Genomic DNA, 16,644 nt, shown 5'->3' with positions numbered 1-16,644 from the left:
CGTGAGGGGTGTCCTGCATGGAGATGGACTCCCTTTCGTCGCTCGTCCCGATCCGCGAGCAGACGATACTGCAACGCTTCGACGAGCACGGGAGAGCCAGTGACGATCGCCTTCATTGCCGGGACGACCGCCGAGATCATCAAGCTGGCGCCGGTCATCAGGGCCCTCGAGGAGCGCGGCGAGCCCGTCGAGTTCTGGAACACGGCGTTCCACGTCGGCGGCATGCCGGCCACGCTCTCGGACCTGCGGCTGCCCGATGCGGCCGTAGACCTGGTGCCGCCGTGGCACCACCGCGACGTGGTGAAGGTGACCCAGGTCCCGGCCTGGGCTCTGCGCATCGCCTGGAGCGTCGTACGCCGCCGCCGTGCGCTGCGTCGCCGGCTGGACGCGGGTGGCGGGCGCCCGCTCGTCGTGGTGCACGGCGACACGTTCAGCACCGTGCTGGGCGCGCTGGTGGGCCGCTTCCTGGGGGCCGACGTCGCGCACGTCGAGGCCGGCATGCGGACCGGCAACATCTGGCACCCGATGCCCGAGGAGCTGAACCGCCGGGTCGTGGCGAAGATCGCCAACCTGCACTTCGCCCCCACGCAGCACGAGGTGGAGCACCTGCGCCGCGAGCGGGCCAGGGGGTCGATCGTCGACACCGGCGCCAACACGGTCATCGACGCGCTGCGACTGGCCATCGACGGCGACGCCCCGGCCATCGATCTGCCCGCTGAGTTCGGGCTGGTGACCCTGCACCGGTTCGAGATGCTGCGCAACGGCCCGGTCTTCACCCAGACCCTCGAAGTGCTGCATGAGGCCAGCGCCACCATGCCGCTCGTCATGCCGGCCGGGAACACCGAGCGCAACCGGATCGAAGAGCTCGGCCTGGGCCACCTGTTCGGTGACCGGTTCCGCGTCGTGGACAAGCAGCCCTACGCGCGCTTCATGCCGCTCCTGGCGCGCGCGAGCTTCGTCGTCACCGACTCCGGCGGGCTCCAGCAGGAGTGCGGGATCCTCGGCAAACCCGCCGCCATCCACCGCGAGGCGGTCGAGTCGCAGCAGGGCATCGGTGACAACCTGGTGCTGACCGGGCTCGACATGCAGGTCCTGCGTGACTTCCTGCGCACGTGGCGCGACAGGGCGCGCCCCTCGCTCCTCGACGAGTTCCACCCCACCGAGGTGATCGTCGCGGAGCTGGAGCGCGCCGGTCACGTCACAGCGTGATCTCGCGCCCCTCGCCGGCCGAGCGCAGGCACGCCTCGACGACGCGGAGCGTCTGCACGCCCTCGCTCATCGGCACGATGCCTGCGGCGTCCCCGCCGAGGACGGCCTCGCGGAAGTGGGCCTGCTCGACGGCGAGCGGCTCCCGCTTCTGGATGGCGAAGCGCGTCACGTCGCCCTCGTTGACGCCACGGAAGGTCGCCACGGCGTCCCAGTCGTTCTCGAACGTGCCGTTGGCGTAGAACGTCAGGTCGCCGGTGAGCGTGTCGGCGACGAGCGCACCCCGCTCGCCGGTGGCGATGCACTGGCGCTCCTTGCGCGGGGAGAGCCAGTTGACCAGGTGGTTGACGATGACGCCGTTGGCGAGGCGGCCGGTGGCGACCACCATGTCCTCCCTGTCACGGCCGGATCGGTGCTGGGTGTGGGCGGTCAGGCGGACGTACGGCGCACCGGCGATCCACGGGGTCAGGTCGAAGTCGTGGGTGGCAAGGTCCTGGACCACACCGACGTCGGTGATGCGCGGCGGGAACGGTCCCTGCCGCGAGGTGGTGATCTGGTAGATCTCCCCCAGCAACCCCTGCTGGATCCGCTCACGCATCGCGATGACGGCCGGGTTGCAGCGCTCGACGTAGCCCACGCAACCGACGACGCCGGCCTGCTCGAAGGCGGCACCGACCCGCTCGCCCGCCTCCACGGAGTGGGCGATCGGCTTCTCGACCATCGTCGCGACACCGGCCGCGGCCAGGGCGAGCGCGACGTCCTCGTGGTGGATGGTCGGCACGGCCACCACGGCTGCGTCGAGGCCGGCTCCGATGAGGGCGTCGACGTCGGGCAGGACCGGGAGGTCCCCGGCCACGCCGAACTTGTCACCGACAGGATCGGCGACGGCGACGAGCTCCATGCCGGGGGTCGAGCGGATCACGCGGGCGTGGTGGCGTCCCATCGAGCCGAGCCCGATGACACCGGTGCGCAGCGTCCTGGTCGGTGCGGTCGTCTGCGACATCACGCACCCGCCTTCACGACGGTGTTGACGGCGTCGACGATCCGGTCGAGGTGGGACTGGTCGAGCGAGGGGTGCACCGGCAGCGAGATCACCTCGGCCGCGGCCCGCTCGGTCTCGGGCAGGTCCAGCCCCGGGGCGTACTGCTCCAGCGACTCCAGCCGGTGGTTCGGTATCGGGTAGTAGACGCCCGAGCCGACCTGAAACTCCTCGCGGAGGCGGCGGACGACCTCGTCGCGGTCCTCGGTGACGCGGATCGTGTACTGGTGATAGACGTGCGTCGCCGCCTCCGCGACCGGGGGTACGACGACGTTCTCGAGGTGGGCGTCGAGGAAGGCGGCGTTGTGCTGACGGGTCGCGGTCCAGGCGCCGATCTTGGTCAGCTGCACCCGACCGATGGCGGCGTGGATGTCGGTCATCCGGTTGTTGAGGCCGATGAGCTCGTTGGCGTACTGGCGCTCCATGCCCTGGTTGCGCAGCAGCTTGACGCGGCGGACGGTCTCGTCGTCGGCGCACGCGACCATGCCACCCTCGCCGGAGGTCATGTTCTTGGTCGGGTAGAGGGAGAACATCGCGAACGTGCCGAAGCTGCCGACCGAGGCGCCGTTCCAGGTCGCGCCATGGGCCTGGGCTGCGTCCTCGAAAAGCATCACGCCGTGCCGCTCGGCGATCTCGCCGAGCGCGGTCATGTCGGCGGGGTGGCCGAAGAGGTGGACGGGCATGATGGCCCGGGTGCGCTCGGTGATCGCAGCCTCGACCGCGCGCGGGTCGAGGCAGAAGTTCGTCGGCTCGATGTCGACGAACACCGGGGTGGCGCCGGTGAGGGCGACGGAGTTGGCGGTGGCGGCGAACGTGAACGACGGGACGATGACCTCGTCACCCTGGCCGATGCCAGCGGCGAGCAGACCGAGGTGCAGGCCGGACGTGCCGGAGTTGACGGCCACGCAGGTGCGACCGTCGACCAGCTGGTCGCCGAACTCCTGCTCGAAGGCAGCCACCTCCGGCCCCTGCGCCACCATGCCGGAGGCCAGCACGGCGTCGACCGCCCTGCGCTCCTCCTCGCCGATGATCGGCTTGGCCGGGGGGATGAACTCTGGCTGCGTCACTCTTCTCTCTCCTTGAGTTGTCCGTCGATGACGTCGTGGACGGCGCCGGTGCCGGTGTCGACCAGCGAGCCGTCGGGCCGTTCCTCGAGCCGGGTCCCGGTGCGGGAGACCCAGCCGATCTGGCGGGCGGGGACGCCGGCCACGAGGGCGTACGCCGGCACGTCGCGGGTCACGACCGAACCGGCGGCGACCAGCGCCCAGGCGCCGATCCGGAGCGGGGCCACGCAGACCGAGCGCGCACCGACGGACGCGCCGTCCTCGATGGTCACCCCGACGGCCTCCCAGTCGTCGGCCGACTTCAGTGTGAGGTCGGGGTTGACGGCGCGCGGGTAGGTGTCGTTGGTGAGGACGACGGCCGGCCCGATGAAGACGCCCTCGCCCAGCACGCCCGGCTCGTAGACGAGCGCGTAGTTCTGCACCTTGCAGCTGTCGCCCATCCGGACGCCGGTGCCGATGTAGGCGCCGCGACCGATGACGCAGTTCTTGCCGAGGACGGCCTGCTCGCGCACCTGGCAGAGGTGCCACAGGCTCGAGCCGTCGCCGATCGTCGCGTCGGGCGAGACCTCTGCCGACTCCACAGCTCGGTAGGACATGGGCACCTCTCCATCAACACGTTGCCGGGGCCCGGCGAGCCTAGTTGCACCGGCGGGCGCTCGCCGAACCGGTCGAGCCCGCCCGGCTACGCGGATGCGGCTCGCGTGCTGTCGCGGTCGGAGGATGCAGCCGACGGCGTGCGCCCGGGGCCGCGCCGGGAGACCCAGACCACGGACGCCGCGAAGCACGCGAAGCCGAGCGATGAGATCACCCACATGGCGACGGGATCCGGCCACCACCCGCCCCACCACCACTCGGTGTCGGCGAACAGGGTGGCCTGGTCGGTACCGGTGACGTAGCGCCACATGTTCGTGTAGAGGGCGGCGGAGTTGGCCGCGGACAGCAGCGCCCACACCGCGAGCGCCTGCCAGCGACCGAGGCGGTAGCCGCGACCCGCCCGTCGACCGGTCAGGAGGAGCAACAGGAGGATCGGGGCGAGCGGCAGCACGTAGCGAGGCTGCACGGCCTCCCCGACGAAAAGACGCGCCCGGTAGAGCGTCAGGAGCGGGATGGCGATGAAGGCGCCGCCGAGCGTGGTCACCGCGAGCGCCTTCCCGACGTTGAGGCGCCTGAGTCCGGCCAGGCCCAAGAACCCGACGACGTACATGACCGAGCACACGGTCAGCGCAGGCATGTAGGTGTCGAGCCACCCGAGGCCCCAGCCGAAGCCGAAGATGCCGCTGCCCAGCAGGGGGAAGCTCGTCGCGAGCTGCACGAGGACCTCGGCGCCCGACCTCGGCGTCTCAGGCTCCGGCGTCGCGATGCTCGCCACCTGGCCCGACGTCAGCGCCACGGCGGCGCAGACCACGACCGCCACTGCCGGCACCAGCAGCAGCTTGCGGCGCGTCATCAGGGTCCGCCAGTGCAGGAGGCACACCGACAGCGCCACGATGACGGTGTACACCGCCGCATCGCCTCGAGCGAGCATCCCGAGGGCGGCTCCGACTCCTGCGAGGACGATGTTCGCCACGAGCCGCGCCCGACCTCGGACCAGGAAGGCCGAGTGCAGGCCGAATCCGAAGGCCGTCACGCCGGTGACCGCCCACCCGCTCGGGTTGACCGAGGCAATCAGGAACCAGCCGAGGGGGATCATGATCGCGCTCAGGGTGTAGAGCTGGATGCGCCGGGTCGCCCTGGTACCGCTGAGCGCCAGCGCCGTGAAGAGCGCGACCGCGAGCGCCACGTTGAACAGCCGCATCGTCAGCACGGATGCCCGGATGTCCTCTCCCGCGAACACGTGCATGACGCGGTAGAAACCGCCCGGGTAGTCGTCCTTGTTCACACGGATGGTCTCGATGATTCCGCGCTTGATCACGTCCTCCTGGCACTCGCCCGAGACGGCGCTGTCGCCGGCGTAGCAGGCGGACGCGGTCACCAGGGCCGGGACCTGGACGATCGGTCCGCCCGTCTCCCAGGTGCCAACGCGGTCGCAGATCGACTCGTCGGACGAGTCGGCGCACCAGATGCTGCCGAGGTGGAAGTCCTCGTCGGGGGAGGACCCGCTCGGCGAGGAGAGCGCCCATCCCGTGCCCGCCAGCAGCGATCCCAGCACGCACACGGTGACGACGAGCCAGTTCACCACCGATGCAGGGCGCCTGCGGGAGCGAGGGCCGGGAGCGTCCGGGTCGGTGTGCGAGTCGGTGTCGTTCCCAGTGTGCGGGTCGAGATCCGTCTCGGTGTCCGCCGGAGCGACAACCGGTGCCGCCCCCTGTAAGCGGTCCCCGTCCGAGCTGTGATTCACGTGTCTCCCCCTCTTGATTGACCGAACCCCTCTCCGGCGCAGAAGGCGGCCCACACCTTAGCCTGACGACTCGGGAGCGACGCAGGAACCCGTCGACCGGCGAGAAGGCGGCTCCGGACGGGTGTGCCGGTAGGGTCTGGGCCTGTGAAGGACGTGGCGTTCGTCGTCCCCGTGTACAACGAGGCCGAGGTCATCCGTGGCGTCATCGACAGTCTGATGGCTGTGACCCCCCACGTGGTCTGCGTCAACGACGGAAGCACCGACGGCTCGGCCGCCGAGATCCTCAAGGCCGGCGCCTACTTGGTGGACCACCCGATCAACATGGGCCAGGGTGCGGCCCTGCAGACGGGTATCGAATTCGCGCGCGTCCTTCCCGGGGTCCAGCGGTTCGTGACGTTCGACGCGGACGGGCAGCACGGGGTCGACGACGCGGTGCGGCTGCTGACGCTGCTCGTGGCCGGAGACCTCGACATCGTGCTGGGTTCGCGCTTCCTCGGCGCCTCGGTCGGAGCGTCACGGTTCCGGAAGGCGTTGCTTAAGAGCGCCGTCCGCTTCAGCAACATGACGTCGGGGATCAAGCTCACCGACGCCCACAACGGCCTGCGCGCCTTCAACCGACACGTGGCCGACACGATCGAGATCACCGCCCCGGACATGACCCATGCCAGCGAGATCATCGAGCTGATCGCTCGCAACGGCTACCGCTACCGAGAGGTGCCGGTCACCATCCACTACACCGCGTACTCGCTGGGCAAGGGCCAGGCGGGCGTGAACGCCGTCAACATCGCCATCGACACCCTCCTGCGGAAGGTCGGCCGTTCGTGATCGTGGTGCAGCTCCTCCTCGTGTCAGCCTTCCTGGGGCTGTTCTTCCTGGCTCTGCGCAGCCGGACGGCCCACGGCGTGTCGGCGTCGAAGAAGCTCGGTTTCCTCCTCTTCATGCTGGTCGTCGTGGTTGCGGTCCTCTCCCCCGCCCTCGTGAGCGCCGTCGCCAACCTCGTCGGGGTCGGACGCGGCACCGACCTGGTGCTCTACCTGTTGGCCGTCGTCGTGTGCTTCTACGTCGTCAACGACTACCTCCGCGCCCAGGACTCCCGGGCGCAGCTGCACAAGCTCGCCCGGCGTATCGCGGTGCTGGAGGCGCTGGAGCGCTACGACATCGCCTCCGCCCAGGACCGGGACAAGGACGTCACGAGCAACCTGCCCGACCCCCACGAGTCCACCGACGATGCTTGAGGTCTTCATCCCCTTCTGGGGAGACCCGGGCTACCTGCGGGACGCGGTGGCCAGCGTGCGGGCGCAGACCGACCCGCACTGGCGGCTCGTGGTGGTGGACGACTGCTACCCCGACCCCACCGTGCCGGAGTTCTTCGAGACGCTGGACGACCCGCGGATCAGGTACGTGCGCAATGACACCAACCTGGGGATCACCGACAACTACCGGCGCTGCCTCGACCTCGCCTCGGAGAGCTGGATCGTCTTCCTCGGCTGCGACGACCTGATGCTCCCCGACTACGTCGCCACCATGACGGCGGCCATCGCCGACGCGCCCGAACAGGTCCACGTGATCCAGCCGGGTGTCCGGGTCGTCGACGAGCGCGGTGGAGCGGTGAAGCCGCTCGTCGACCGGGTCAAGCGCCGCTTCTTCGCGCCACGGGTCACCGAGTCCCTGATCCTGTCGGGAGAACGGCTGGCCACCTCCCTGCTGCGTGGCAACTGGACCTACTGGCCCTCGTTGGCGCTCCGGACCGAGGTGGTGCGCGCGCACCCGTTCCTCGACGGGTTACCGCTGGTCCAGGACCTGGCCCTGCTCGTGGACATGTCGCTGTCGGGGTCGCAGATGCTGGTGCTGCCCGATGAGGTGTTCGCCTACCGGCGCCACTCCGCGAGCGCTTCGTCGGCCACGGTCGTCGACGGCGGGCGCTTCGCCGGCGAACGGGACTACTTTGCGATCGCCGCCGACACGTGCACGGCACACGGCTGGCACACCGCCGCGCGTGCGGCCCGGATCCACGCGGCCTCACGGCTGTACGCGGTCAGCCAGCTTCCCGTCGCCGTCCGGCACCGGTCGTGGGCGAGCGCGCGGACGCTCGCAGCGCATGCCACGCGAACGCTCTGACTGGCTTCCCCCTCAGCGGTCGTCCAGCGTGACCCGGAACACGTCCAGCGTCTCCTCGGCGACCCGGCGCCAGCTGAAGCCGGCTGCCTGGTCCAGTCCTGCCCGCGACGCCCGGAGCATCGCTTCCCGGTCCGTCGCGACCGCCCGCAATGCCCCTGCGATGGATCCCGGGTCGCGCGGATCGAACCACAGCGCCGCGTCTCCTCCCACCTCCCGCAGGACGGGCAGGTCCGAGGCGATCACCGGCAACCCGATCGACATCGCCTCGAGCACGGGCAGTCCGAAGCCCTCCGCCAAGGTCGGGAAGGCGAGCGCACGGGCTCTCGTCCGGAGGTCGGCGAGCTCGTCGGCATCCACCCACCCGCGAAGGTCCACCCAAGGGCTGAGGCCGCACTCGTCGACGACGGGGCGCAGCGGGTCCTCACCGGGGTCGGCGCCGGTGATCACCAGTCGAGGGCGGACGGACTCCTCGACCAGGGCGAGAGCGCGGATCAGCCCCTCCCAGTTCTTGTACGGCCGCCGCTGGCCGCTGGCGACGACGAGGTTCTCCTCGCCGCGGTAGGGCGCGACGACCTCGGGGGCCCGCGCCGCGAGGGGCACGACGTGGAGGCGCTCGGACGGGAAGTGGAGGTACTTGCGGATCTCCGCGGCCGACACGTCGCTGTCGGTGATCACCCGGGTCGCGTTGGCGACTGCTCGCCGCTCCATCCACATCACCGGGCGCGTGTAGAACGGCGTCACCATGGACTCCGGGTGGCTCCAGTAGAGCATGTCGTGGAGGGTGATGACGGTCGGCATCGACGTCCGTGCCGGTCCCAGCGTGGCGGGGCAGTGCACGAGGTCGGCGCGCCGGCGGCGGGCATGCACGCTTGAGGCGACCAGCTCGCCGAACGCCCAGACGACCCGGTTCTCGCCGCTGATCCGCGAACGGATCACCTCCCCCGGGAACCAGTCGAGGTCCAGCCGGGCGCCCTCGCGGCTCGCGAGCGCCACGAAGTCGAAGCCGGTGTCCATCCGACCGAGCTCGCGGTAGAGCTCGCGTGTGTAGGTCTCCATCCCACCCTTCGTGCCGGTGTAGGAGAGCATGTCGACGAAGACCAGTGGGCGGGTCATGAGGAACCTTCCATGGCGGGCCTGCGCGGCCCTGGCGACGACCTGCGTGCACCGAAGGCCAGGTGGACGCCGATCCCGGCGAGCGGGCCGACGATCAGCGCGACGACGACCCGGGTCTCGAGCGTGAGGGGCAGCAGCAGAAGGAAGGTCGAGACCGCGGTGGCCGCGACGTACCCGACGACGTAGACGGCGTGGTGGTCGAGGGCGATGCTCGCGGCTCCCGTGAGCATCAGCGAGCCGACCAGGCCGGCGGCCAGCACCAGCAGCCCGAACACCTGGCCGGCGACGTGGTAGTCGGGGTTGATGACTCGCAGCGCCGCCGGGCCGAGGAGCGCGGCCGCCCCAGCTCCCATCACTGTCGCGGCGACGAGCAGGCCCATCGTGTTCCGCATCGCCCCGAAGCCGTACGACGCCACCTTGGTCACCAGGACGTTCTGGTAGGCGTTGAGGGGCACGAGCAGCGGCGCGCGGGACAGGGACACCGCCAGGATCAAGGGGGCCGCCCCCGCGAACACATCGTCCGGAGTGGTGAGGCGGAGCAGGACCGGGAACCCAACGAGGAGCAGCGCCGACGCGCCCGACGCGGTGCAGGCCGCGACCAGCCGGCGCCGCAGGCCCGCTCGTGGGACGTCACCAGTGGCGCGCCACGCGCCGCGTGTCCGCGCGGCCGGCAGCAACGAGACGAGGAACCACGCTCCGCACGCCAGCGACACCGCCCACGCGAGACCGCCGACGAGCGCGCCTGCCAGCGCGGCGGCGGCGACGAGGACCAGCCGGCTCACGGACTCCGCGCCCACCAGCAGCGCGTACGTCGTCCAGTCCCCCCGACCGGCCGCGGTCCCGGCCACGAGGCAGTGGCTGGCGAAGAGCACCGTCCCCACGAGCAGTGCCGCCAGCAATTGGGGCCACTCCGACCCCAGGACGCGCGGCGCCCACACGAACCCGGTCCCGCCCAGCACCACCGCCACGAGGGCGGCGAGCAGGGCGACCTCGGGAAGCACGCGCGCTCCCGTGACGGTGCGCGCTCCCGCGGCCGAGTGCACCGCACGGGTGGTCTCGGTGGCGATGCCGATGACGACGCCGAAGACCCCGAACAGTGCTCCCCAGAAGACCAGGAACTCTGCGTTCGCCGCGGGAGTGAGGTGACGGGCCACCAGCACCAGGACGACGTAGCCCGCGAGCCCGCTGATCACCGCGGCGGCGAGGACCACCGAGGCGGCACCGCGCCGCCGCTCGGTCGCCTCCTCAGTCGTCACGAGTGGTGATCCTAGGGGCGAGCGGTGCCTCCACCGGGCGAGGCCGTTGCTAACGTGCGCCCATGCCTGCTTCCGCGGCCGGGGTCGTCCACGCGCCGAGTGTCCATTGGTGGCGCGGCGTGCGGCTCGGGGACCGCCTCGGCAGCAAGGACAACAACTTCGACCTGCTCCGGCTGCTCGCCGCCTGGGCCGTCCTCGTCTCGCACTCCTACGCCCTCGTGGGACGCGACCAGCCCCTCCACCAGTTCGGCACGTCCTTGGGCAACCTCGGCGTCCTCGTGTTCTTCGCGGTCAGCGGCCTCCTCATCCGACGCAGCTGGGAGCACGACCCCAATCCCCGCGACTTCTGGGCCAAGAGAGCCCTCCGCCTGCTACCCGCACTCGCGGTGACCGCGGTGCTGACGGCGTTCGTGCTCGGACCGGCCGTGACCGGGGCGAGGCTCGAGACCTACTTCACCTCGTGGGAGACATGGCTCTACCCCGTGCGGCTGGTCCTGATGGTGCCCTTCGGAGCCGGGCTCCCGGAGGTGTTCGACGACAACGTCTACGCCGGCGCGGTCAACGGGTCGCTGTGGAGCCTGCCGCTCGAGGTCCTGGCCTACGCCGCGGTCGCCGGCCTGGGGGTGCTGGGCGTGCTCGCGCACCGCTGGGTGGTCTCGAGCGTCGCGGTGGCGAGCATCCTCTGGGCGGCGTGGTGGGTGCCGTCCACCTCGGATGCGGTGGGCTCGGCGTACGTCCTCTCGGCGTTCGCCGTGGGCGCGGCCGCCTTCACCTGGCGAGACCGGGTCCTGCTCAGCTCGCCGGTGGCCTTGCTCCTCCTCGGCGCCTGCCTCGTGACAGGGCTCGGCCCGACGTCCCTCCGCGTGGTGACGTGGACCGTCGCGACGGTCTACCTCACCTACTGGTTCGCCTACGCCCTGCCGCGGGTGGGTCGCACGGTGACCAGGTTCGGCGACACGTCCTACGGCCTGTACATCTGGGCCTTCCCGATCCAGCAGGTGGTGGTCCTGCACGCAGGCAACGACGCGAACCCGTGGCTGGTGACCGCGATCGCCACACCGGTCGTGTGGCTGCTGGCCCTCGCGTCGTGGCGACTCGTTGAGAGGCCGGCGCTCCGCCACAAGCCTCGGCCGGTCCCCACAGGGCCAGGGCGTCGTTAGCGCCCTCGCGCGAGACGGTCACGCACCGTGTCGTGGTCCCGCATGAGGAGGGAGTGCCGGCGGTCCGTCACTGCGGCGAGGTGCCCGAGCCCGTAGCCGATCGCCGGGCGACGGACGAGGGCGCGAGTCACGGGAGACACCGGCCCCCGGTGGAACAGGTGCACCAGCGAGCTGGTGACCACACCGTCGAAGCCGAGTCGGCGGGCGAGCGCCTGGAGCGACTGAGGGGTGTAGAAGGTGATGTGCTGGCCCGACTCCTCGGCGTAGTAGTCCCACTCCCCTGGCCGGGGCGCCGGCGACGGGAGGACTTGCGTGGTGACGAGCAGGCGGTCCGTGGCCGAGGCGACGGGCGCGAGCTCGCCCACCGGGTCGACAAGGTGCTCGAGGACCTCGAAGGCCGTGACCAGGTCGTAGCGGTCCTCGCCGAGGTCGCCGGTGAAGCCGCCGGCGAAGATGTTGTCGGCATAGACGTCGGTGTGAGCGAAGTCGAAGCCCCGGTCCCGCATGAGCCGGGTGAGGACGCCGTAGCCGCCGGCCCAGTCGAGGAAACGGCCCCCGCGCAGCCGCTCGGCACGCAGGACGGCCGACGTCACGTTGGCGAGGATCTGGCACCGGTCGAGCAGCCCCACGTCGAGGTGCGCGATCGCGTCTGCGTAGGCCGCGTCGAGCCAGGTGGGGTCGTCGGCCATCACGAGGCCGCACGAGTCGCACCGCAGGTAGGAGACGTCCACGTCACCGAGGACCCGTCCGTCCGCGAACGGTCGGACCGCCCCGTCGCACGCGCGGCACCTGCTCGACATCCGTCCTCCAGTCCATCTCCGCCACCGGCCGCCCCGAGCCTAGGCGACTGCCGCGGGTCGTGGGCGACGGCCCGCGCGCCGCGAGCCGAGGCTGGGACGACGACGCCCACTGCCTATATTGATCCCCCGCCGGCCCATACGTGACGGCAACGAGCACGGGAGGCGCTGGGGGAATGCTCCGACAACTGCGAGCGGCACGGGCCGTGGACATCCTGCTGCCCGCCGTCCTGGCATTCCTCGCTGTCGTGTTCGTCGCCCTTCAGGTGCACGCCTACACGCGGCTAAGCCCCATCGACGAGCTGCAGCACATCGACTCCCTCTACCGGGCGCCCGCCGCGCCGGCGCCCGGCGACCGAGTCGGCCAGCAGGCGATGCGGCAGCAGGACTGCCGAGGTGTCGACGCACCGGGGTTCGAGCCCGGACCGTGCCGCCCCTTGGGCAGCTTCGATCCCGCCACCTACCAGGAGAAGGGCTACAACACCGCGGCTGCCAACACGCCGCTCTACTACACCGCGACGCGGGGGGTCGCGGAGGTCATCCAGGCCGTGACGCCTGCGGACGACCTCGTGACGGCGGGCCGGCTGGCGGGCGGAGTGTGGTTGGGGCTCGGTCTCGTCCTCACCTACGTCGCCGGACGGCGTCGCGGCGTGGGGAGGGGGCCGATGCTGGTCGTCGGCGCCCTGCTCGTCGCGGCGCCAGGCCTGCAGTTCCCCGGCGGCACCATCACCCCGGACGCGTGGGGTCTGCTGGTGGGAGCGGTGCTCCTGCTGGCGCTGACGTGGTGGGAGGAGCGACCCACCAAGGCGCGTACTGCTGTCCTGGTCGGGGCGGCGGTGATAGTGGGCCTGGTGAAGCTGACCAACCTGGTGGGGGTGGCGGCCATCGCGTTCTACCTGCTGCTCGGTCGCGACCGGGACGAGGTCGGCGGGCCCGGTCGGGCACGCCGTGCCGTGACCGGCGTGGTGACCGGCGGGGCGGCAGTGCTCGCAGCAGGCGCCTGGCTCGTGGTGGTCAGCTCGAGGCCGCAGATGAACCCCGACGACCTCCCCGACATGGTGACCCGCTTCCAGACACCGGTGTTCCCCTGGTCCGGCCTGCTCGACAACGCGCTGGTGCTGGTGCAACCCCTCGCGGCGCCCGTGCCCGTCGGCACCCTCAATCTCACCGTGATGGCGACCTCGATCGTGTCGCTCGTGCTGGTCTCGGGCACCGTCGCGGCCGGCGTGTTCGGGGCGGCGCCCGAGAGATCCACCACCCTCGCCCGCGCCGTCCTGCTCGCCGCCGTTGTGGGCGCGCTCGCCCTGGTCGTCATGGGCTACGTCTTCTCGGGCTCGTACTTCCCGCTGCCGCCCCGCTACGGCATGGCGCTGCTGGCTCCCATGGCGGTGGTCACGGCGGCCTGCGTGCGGGGCAGGACGTCCCTGGCCGTCGCCGGGGCCGTGGCCGCCGTCGCCGTCGCTGTCTCCGCCGTGCGACTGCTGCAGCTGCTCTGAACCGCCTCCCGCGCAGGACCGTGCCGCAGCCCTGCGGATATGCTCGCGCGACGCCAGGTGATCGACATCGGCGATCGAAGGGACCAAGGGTGACGGACAAGGCGAAGACCGACGCAGACCTGTTGCGGGAGTCGGAGCTCTTCGACACCGATTTCTACTTGCGGAAGAACCCGGACGTCCGCAAGTCCGGGGTCGACCCCGTCCTGCACTACCTCCGGCAGGGCGCCCGCGACGGCCGTGACCCGTCGAGGGGGTTCTCCACCAACGCCTACCTGCGACGCAACCCCGATGTCGCGGAGGCGGGAACCAATCCGTTGGTCCACTACCTGCGCATCGGCCGGGCCGAGGGACGTGTGCTCAACCCCGCCGAGGACGACGCGCGGCTGGTGCGCGAGTCCGGGTTCTTCGACGAGGGCTACTACCGCCACTTCCGTCCGGACCTGCCGATCGACCGTGACGTCGTCAAGCACTACATCCGCTTCGGTGTACGCGAGGGCCTCGACCCCAGCGAGAAGTTCTCCACCTCCGGCTACTTGCGCCAGAACCCCGACGTCGCCAGGACGCAGCTGAACCCCCTCGTCCACTACCTGCGCCATGGGCGCACCGAGGGGCGCATCGCCCCGCGCGGCGCGCTGCGGGAGCCCTACGTCGACGCGCTGTACGCCGAGCGGTGGCAGGCGATCCAGCCGATGCCCGTCACGAGGCTGCCCGCGGGCGAGCGCCGGGTCAGCATCGTCACCGACAGCGTCGCTCCCCACAGCCTCTTCGGTGGGGTCGGCACGGCCATCATCCTCGGCATCCAGCTCGCCAACCGGCTCGGCAACGGCACCTTGCGGCTGGTCACCCGCACCGACGCGCCGGACGGGCAGGTGATCACGCTGCTGGAGGAGGCGACCGGGATCCACCTCGACGGGATCTTGGAGCTCGAGCAGGTGTCCGTCGACGGCAGCCAGCGCCTCCAATTCACTGACCGCGACATCGTGATGACCACCTCGTGGTGGACGACGCGCGCCGTGCTCGACAGCGACATCCCGCGAGAGCAGGTGCTCTACCTCCTGCAGGAGGACGAGCGGATGTTCTACCCCTACGGCGACGAGCGGCTGCTCTGCGCCGAGACGCTGGCCGAGCCCGACCTCGCCGTCGTGGTCAACACCTCACGGCTCCTCGATCACCTCTCTGGACCGGGCGGCCTCCCCCACCTCCGTCAGAACGCCATCGCGCTCGAACCGGCGTTCCCCACCCGCGACCCGTCCGTCGTACCAGCAGGGTCGGGTCGGGAGAAGCGCAACCTGTTCTTCTACTCTCGCCCGCTCAACGCGCGCAACCTGTTCTGGCGTGGGGCGCAGGTGATCGCCCGGGCCGTCGAGAGCCGGATCCTGGACCCGGACGAGTGGAACCTGCACTTCGTCGGTCGCGGCACGCCCGAGCTCACGCTCCCCCGCGACGTGCACGTCAACATCATCGAAGGCCTTGGCTGGACCGACTACCAGGACCTGGTCGCGACGATGGACGCCGCGCTGGTGCTGATGGACACCCCGCACCCGTCGTACCCGCCCTACGACCTCGCGTCGGTCGGCGCCGCCGTGCTGACCAACTCGCACGGCATCAAGACCGACCTGTCCGACATCTCCGGCAACATCATCGTGGCCCCCTCGACCGTCGACGGCCTCCTGAACGGCCTGCGCGACCTGGTCGCACTCGCCGGCAACCCCGAGCGCCGCGCCGCCAACGTCGCTGCCGACCGCATCAACCGCGACTGGGAGGCCACGCTCGTCCCGGTCGTCGACTGGGTGGTGGACCGGTTCCGGGGCACGCTCGGTGCGGACGACTCCGCCGCCGGAACCAGCGAAGGGAGCATCGTCCCGGATGTTCACTGACCTCCCCGAGGCTCCGCACGAGGTCAAGGACCTCTGGGACAGCTCGATGGCCGAACGCGTGGGAACGATGCTCGACGGCGAGCGCCGGGTCGCGTTCGTCTACCGCACGCCCGACACCAGCACGTTCCGCTACCGGGTCGCCAACACCGTCGACGCCATCAACCACGTCCCGGGCGCCCGCCTGCGCGCGGGATGGTTCTGCGACGACGAGCTCCGCGCGTTGACCCGCATCGTGCCGGAGCTCGACGCGATCGTGGTCGCCCGTTATCCCTACGGTGCCGCCCTCCGCGAGTTGGTCCAGAAGGCGGACGTGCACGACGTCCCGTTGATCTTCGACTGCGACGACCTGGTCTTCGACGTCGGCTTTGCCGAGCTGGTGATGAGCTCGCTCGGCAAGGACCAGGACGTCAACGCCGAGTGGGACGTGTGGTTCGCCTACATGGGTCGGCTCAACGCCTCGCTCGCCGCCTGCCGCGGGGCGACGACCACCAACCCGCTGCTGGCCAGCCGTCTGTCGCAGTACGTCGAGAACGGCGCCGCCGTCGTGCCCAACGTCATGAACCGGACGCAGCAGGCCTACTCGCGCGAGCTGCTCGACGCCAAGGTCGCCTCCGGCTTCCGCGGCACCGGACCGGTCACCATCGGCTACTTCAGCGGCACGCCGTCGCACGTGCGCGACTTCGCGGTCGCGAGCGCGTCGCTGGCCAGGCTCCTCGACGAGGACGACGAAGTGTCGGTCCGCATCGTCGGCTACCTCGACGACCTCGGCGCCCTCGAGCCGCATCGTGAGCGGGTGGAGTTCCAGAAGTTCATGCACTACGTCGAGCTCCAGCGCTCGATCGCCGAGGTCGAGGTCAACATCGCCCCCCTGTCGCACACGGCCTTCAACATCTGCAAGTCCGACCTCAAGTTCTTCGAGGCGGCCGCCGTCGGCACCTGGACGGTCGCTTCCCACACCCCCTCGCTGGACGACGCCATCGACGACGGCGTCACGGGTCGGCTGGCGAAGGCCCACGAGTGGGACGCCGCGCTGGGTGAGGCCGTCGAGCTCGCTCGCGACCCCCAGGCGTACGCTGCCCGGGTGGGGCCGGCGGCCGAGAAGTCTCACTCCCGCTGGGCGTGGGACTCGGTGGCCGAGCCGCTGACCCGGGCCTTGGAGCCCTACCTGCGATCGCGCTGA

Annotated in this window: 15 protein-coding genes; 8 read left to right on the top strand and 7 right to left on the bottom strand. The window is 70.8% G+C overall.

Going from position 1 to position 16,644, the window contains the following annotated elements; all coding sequences use genetic code 11:
* Positions 1-99 precede the first annotated feature (99 nt).
* Complete coding sequence (locus tag JOD65_RS09640; protein ID WP_204811065.1) at positions 100-1,209, top strand: UDP-N-acetylglucosamine 2-epimerase; 1,110 nt, start codon at positions 100-102, stop codon at positions 1,207-1,209.
* On the opposite strand, the gene JOD65_RS09635 is transcribed toward JOD65_RS09640, so the two are convergent.
* The 4 genes from JOD65_RS09635 to JOD65_RS09620 form a co-directional block, all read right to left on the bottom strand.
* Positions 1,199-2,209, bottom strand: a complete 1,011-nt coding sequence (locus JOD65_RS09635; protein ID WP_191196515.1) for a Gfo/Idh/MocA family protein — start codon at positions 2,207-2,209, stop codon at positions 1,199-1,201. The two genes, JOD65_RS09640 and JOD65_RS09635, sit on opposite strands and share 11 nt — an antisense overlap.
* Positions 2,209-3,312: a DegT/DnrJ/EryC1/StrS family aminotransferase gene (locus JOD65_RS09630; RefSeq protein WP_191196514.1), complete on the bottom strand. Its 1,104-nt coding sequence runs from the start codon at positions 3,310-3,312 to the stop codon at positions 2,209-2,211. The genes JOD65_RS09635 and JOD65_RS09630 overlap by 1 nt, the downstream gene beginning before the upstream one ends.
* Positions 3,309-3,905: an acyltransferase gene (locus tag JOD65_RS09625; protein ID WP_191196513.1), complete on the bottom strand. Its 597-nt coding sequence runs from the start codon at positions 3,903-3,905 to the stop codon at positions 3,309-3,311. Before JOD65_RS09625 ends, JOD65_RS09630 begins: the two co-directional genes overlap by 4 nt.
* 86 nt (positions 3,906-3,991) lie before the next feature.
* Positions 3,992-5,488 (bottom strand): DUF2142 domain-containing protein, encoded by a 1,497-nt coding sequence (locus JOD65_RS09620; protein WP_191196512.1) that lies wholly within the window; start codon positions 5,486-5,488, stop codon positions 3,992-3,994.
* A gap of 303 nt (positions 5,489-5,791) precedes the next feature.
* Between JOD65_RS09620 and JOD65_RS09615 the strand changes: the two genes are divergently transcribed.
* The 3 genes from JOD65_RS09615 to JOD65_RS09605 are packed head-to-tail and all read left to right on the top strand — an operon-like array spanning position 5,792 to position 7,765.
* Positions 5,792-6,472, top strand: coding sequence for a glycosyltransferase family 2 protein (locus JOD65_RS09615; RefSeq protein WP_204811063.1), 681 nt, complete (start codon positions 5,792-5,794; stop codon positions 6,470-6,472).
* Complete coding sequence (locus JOD65_RS09610) at positions 6,469-6,882, top strand: DUF2304 domain-containing protein (RefSeq protein ID WP_191196510.1); 414 nt, start codon at positions 6,469-6,471, stop codon at positions 6,880-6,882. The genes JOD65_RS09615 and JOD65_RS09610 overlap by 4 nt, the downstream gene beginning before the upstream one ends.
* Positions 6,875-7,765, top strand: coding sequence for a glycosyltransferase family 2 protein (locus JOD65_RS09605; protein ID WP_191196509.1), 891 nt, complete (start codon positions 6,875-6,877; stop codon positions 7,763-7,765). The genes JOD65_RS09610 and JOD65_RS09605 overlap by 8 nt, the downstream gene beginning before the upstream one ends.
* A 12-nt stretch (positions 7,766-7,777) precedes the next feature.
* On the opposite strand, the gene JOD65_RS09600 is transcribed toward JOD65_RS09605, so the two are convergent.
* Together JOD65_RS09600 and JOD65_RS09595 are read right to left on the bottom strand one after the other, a co-directional pair.
* On the bottom strand, positions 7,778-8,878 hold the full coding sequence (locus tag JOD65_RS09600) for a glycosyltransferase family 4 protein (protein WP_191196508.1): 1,101 nt from the start codon (positions 8,876-8,878) through the stop codon (positions 7,778-7,780).
* Positions 8,875-10,134, bottom strand: a complete 1,260-nt coding sequence (locus tag JOD65_RS09595) for a hypothetical protein (RefSeq protein ID WP_191196507.1) — start codon at positions 10,132-10,134, stop codon at positions 8,875-8,877. The genes JOD65_RS09600 and JOD65_RS09595 overlap by 4 nt, the downstream gene beginning before the upstream one ends.
* A gap of 62 nt (positions 10,135-10,196) precedes the next feature.
* On the opposite strand from JOD65_RS09595, the gene JOD65_RS09590 reads away from it, so the two are divergent.
* Positions 10,197-11,294, top strand: coding sequence for an acyltransferase family protein (locus JOD65_RS09590; protein WP_191196506.1), 1,098 nt, complete (start codon positions 10,197-10,199; stop codon positions 11,292-11,294).
* Here the strand turns inward: JOD65_RS09590 and JOD65_RS09585 are convergent.
* Entirely contained in the window at positions 11,291-12,094 is an 804-nt protein-coding gene (locus JOD65_RS09585; protein ID WP_191196505.1) for a class I SAM-dependent methyltransferase, read from the bottom strand. The genes JOD65_RS09590 and JOD65_RS09585 overlap by 4 nt on opposite strands.
* 203 nt (positions 12,095-12,297) lie before the next feature.
* Here JOD65_RS09585 and JOD65_RS09580 point away from each other — a divergent pair, with 203 nt between their 5' ends.
* From JOD65_RS09580 to JOD65_RS09570, 3 genes are all read left to right on the top strand, one after another.
* Complete coding sequence (locus tag JOD65_RS09580) at positions 12,298-13,587, top strand: hypothetical protein (RefSeq protein WP_191196504.1); 1,290 nt, start codon at positions 12,298-12,300, stop codon at positions 13,585-13,587.
* Between the two features lie 89 nt (positions 13,588-13,676).
* Positions 13,677-15,464, top strand: a complete 1,788-nt coding sequence (locus JOD65_RS09575; RefSeq protein WP_191196503.1) for a rhamnosyltransferase WsaF family glycosyltransferase — start codon at positions 13,677-13,679, stop codon at positions 15,462-15,464.
* Complete coding sequence (locus JOD65_RS09570; RefSeq protein ID WP_191196502.1) at positions 15,454-16,644, top strand: glycosyltransferase; 1,191 nt, start codon at positions 15,454-15,456, stop codon at positions 16,642-16,644. The genes JOD65_RS09575 and JOD65_RS09570 overlap by 11 nt, the downstream gene beginning before the upstream one ends.

The organism is Nocardioides cavernae (assembly GCF_016907475.1).
Classification (GTDB): domain Bacteria; phylum Actinomycetota; class Actinomycetes; order Propionibacteriales; family Nocardioidaceae; genus Nocardioides; species Nocardioides cavernae.
This window is presented reverse-complemented; position numbering and strand designations above follow the sequence as displayed.

Bases quoted from the DNA above. Each gene is read 5' to 3' on its own strand.
- JOD65_RS09570 (WP_191196502.1), top strand. From the start codon at position 15,454: ATGTTCACTGACCTCCCCGAGGCTCCGCACGAGGTCAAGGACCTCTGG.
- JOD65_RS09625 (WP_191196513.1), bottom strand. From the start codon at position 3,905: ATGTCCTACCGAGCTGTGGAGTCGGCAGAGGTCTCGCCCGACGCGACG.
- JOD65_RS09635 (WP_191196515.1), bottom strand. From the start codon at position 2,209: ATGTCGCAGACGACCGCACCGACCAGGACGCTGCGCACCGGTGTCATC.
- JOD65_RS09590 (WP_191196506.1), top strand. From the start codon at position 10,197: ATGCCTGCTTCCGCGGCCGGGGTCGTCCACGCGCCGAGTGTCCATTGG.
- JOD65_RS09605 (WP_191196509.1), top strand. From the start codon at position 6,875: ATGCTTGAGGTCTTCATCCCCTTCTGGGGAGACCCGGGCTACCTGCGG.
- JOD65_RS09600 (WP_191196508.1), bottom strand. From the start codon at position 8,878: ATGACCCGCCCACTGGTCTTCGTCGACATGCTCTCCTACACCGGCACG.
- JOD65_RS09585 (WP_191196505.1), bottom strand. From the start codon at position 12,094: ATGTCGAGCAGGTGCCGCGCGTGCGACGGGGCGGTCCGACCGTTCGCG.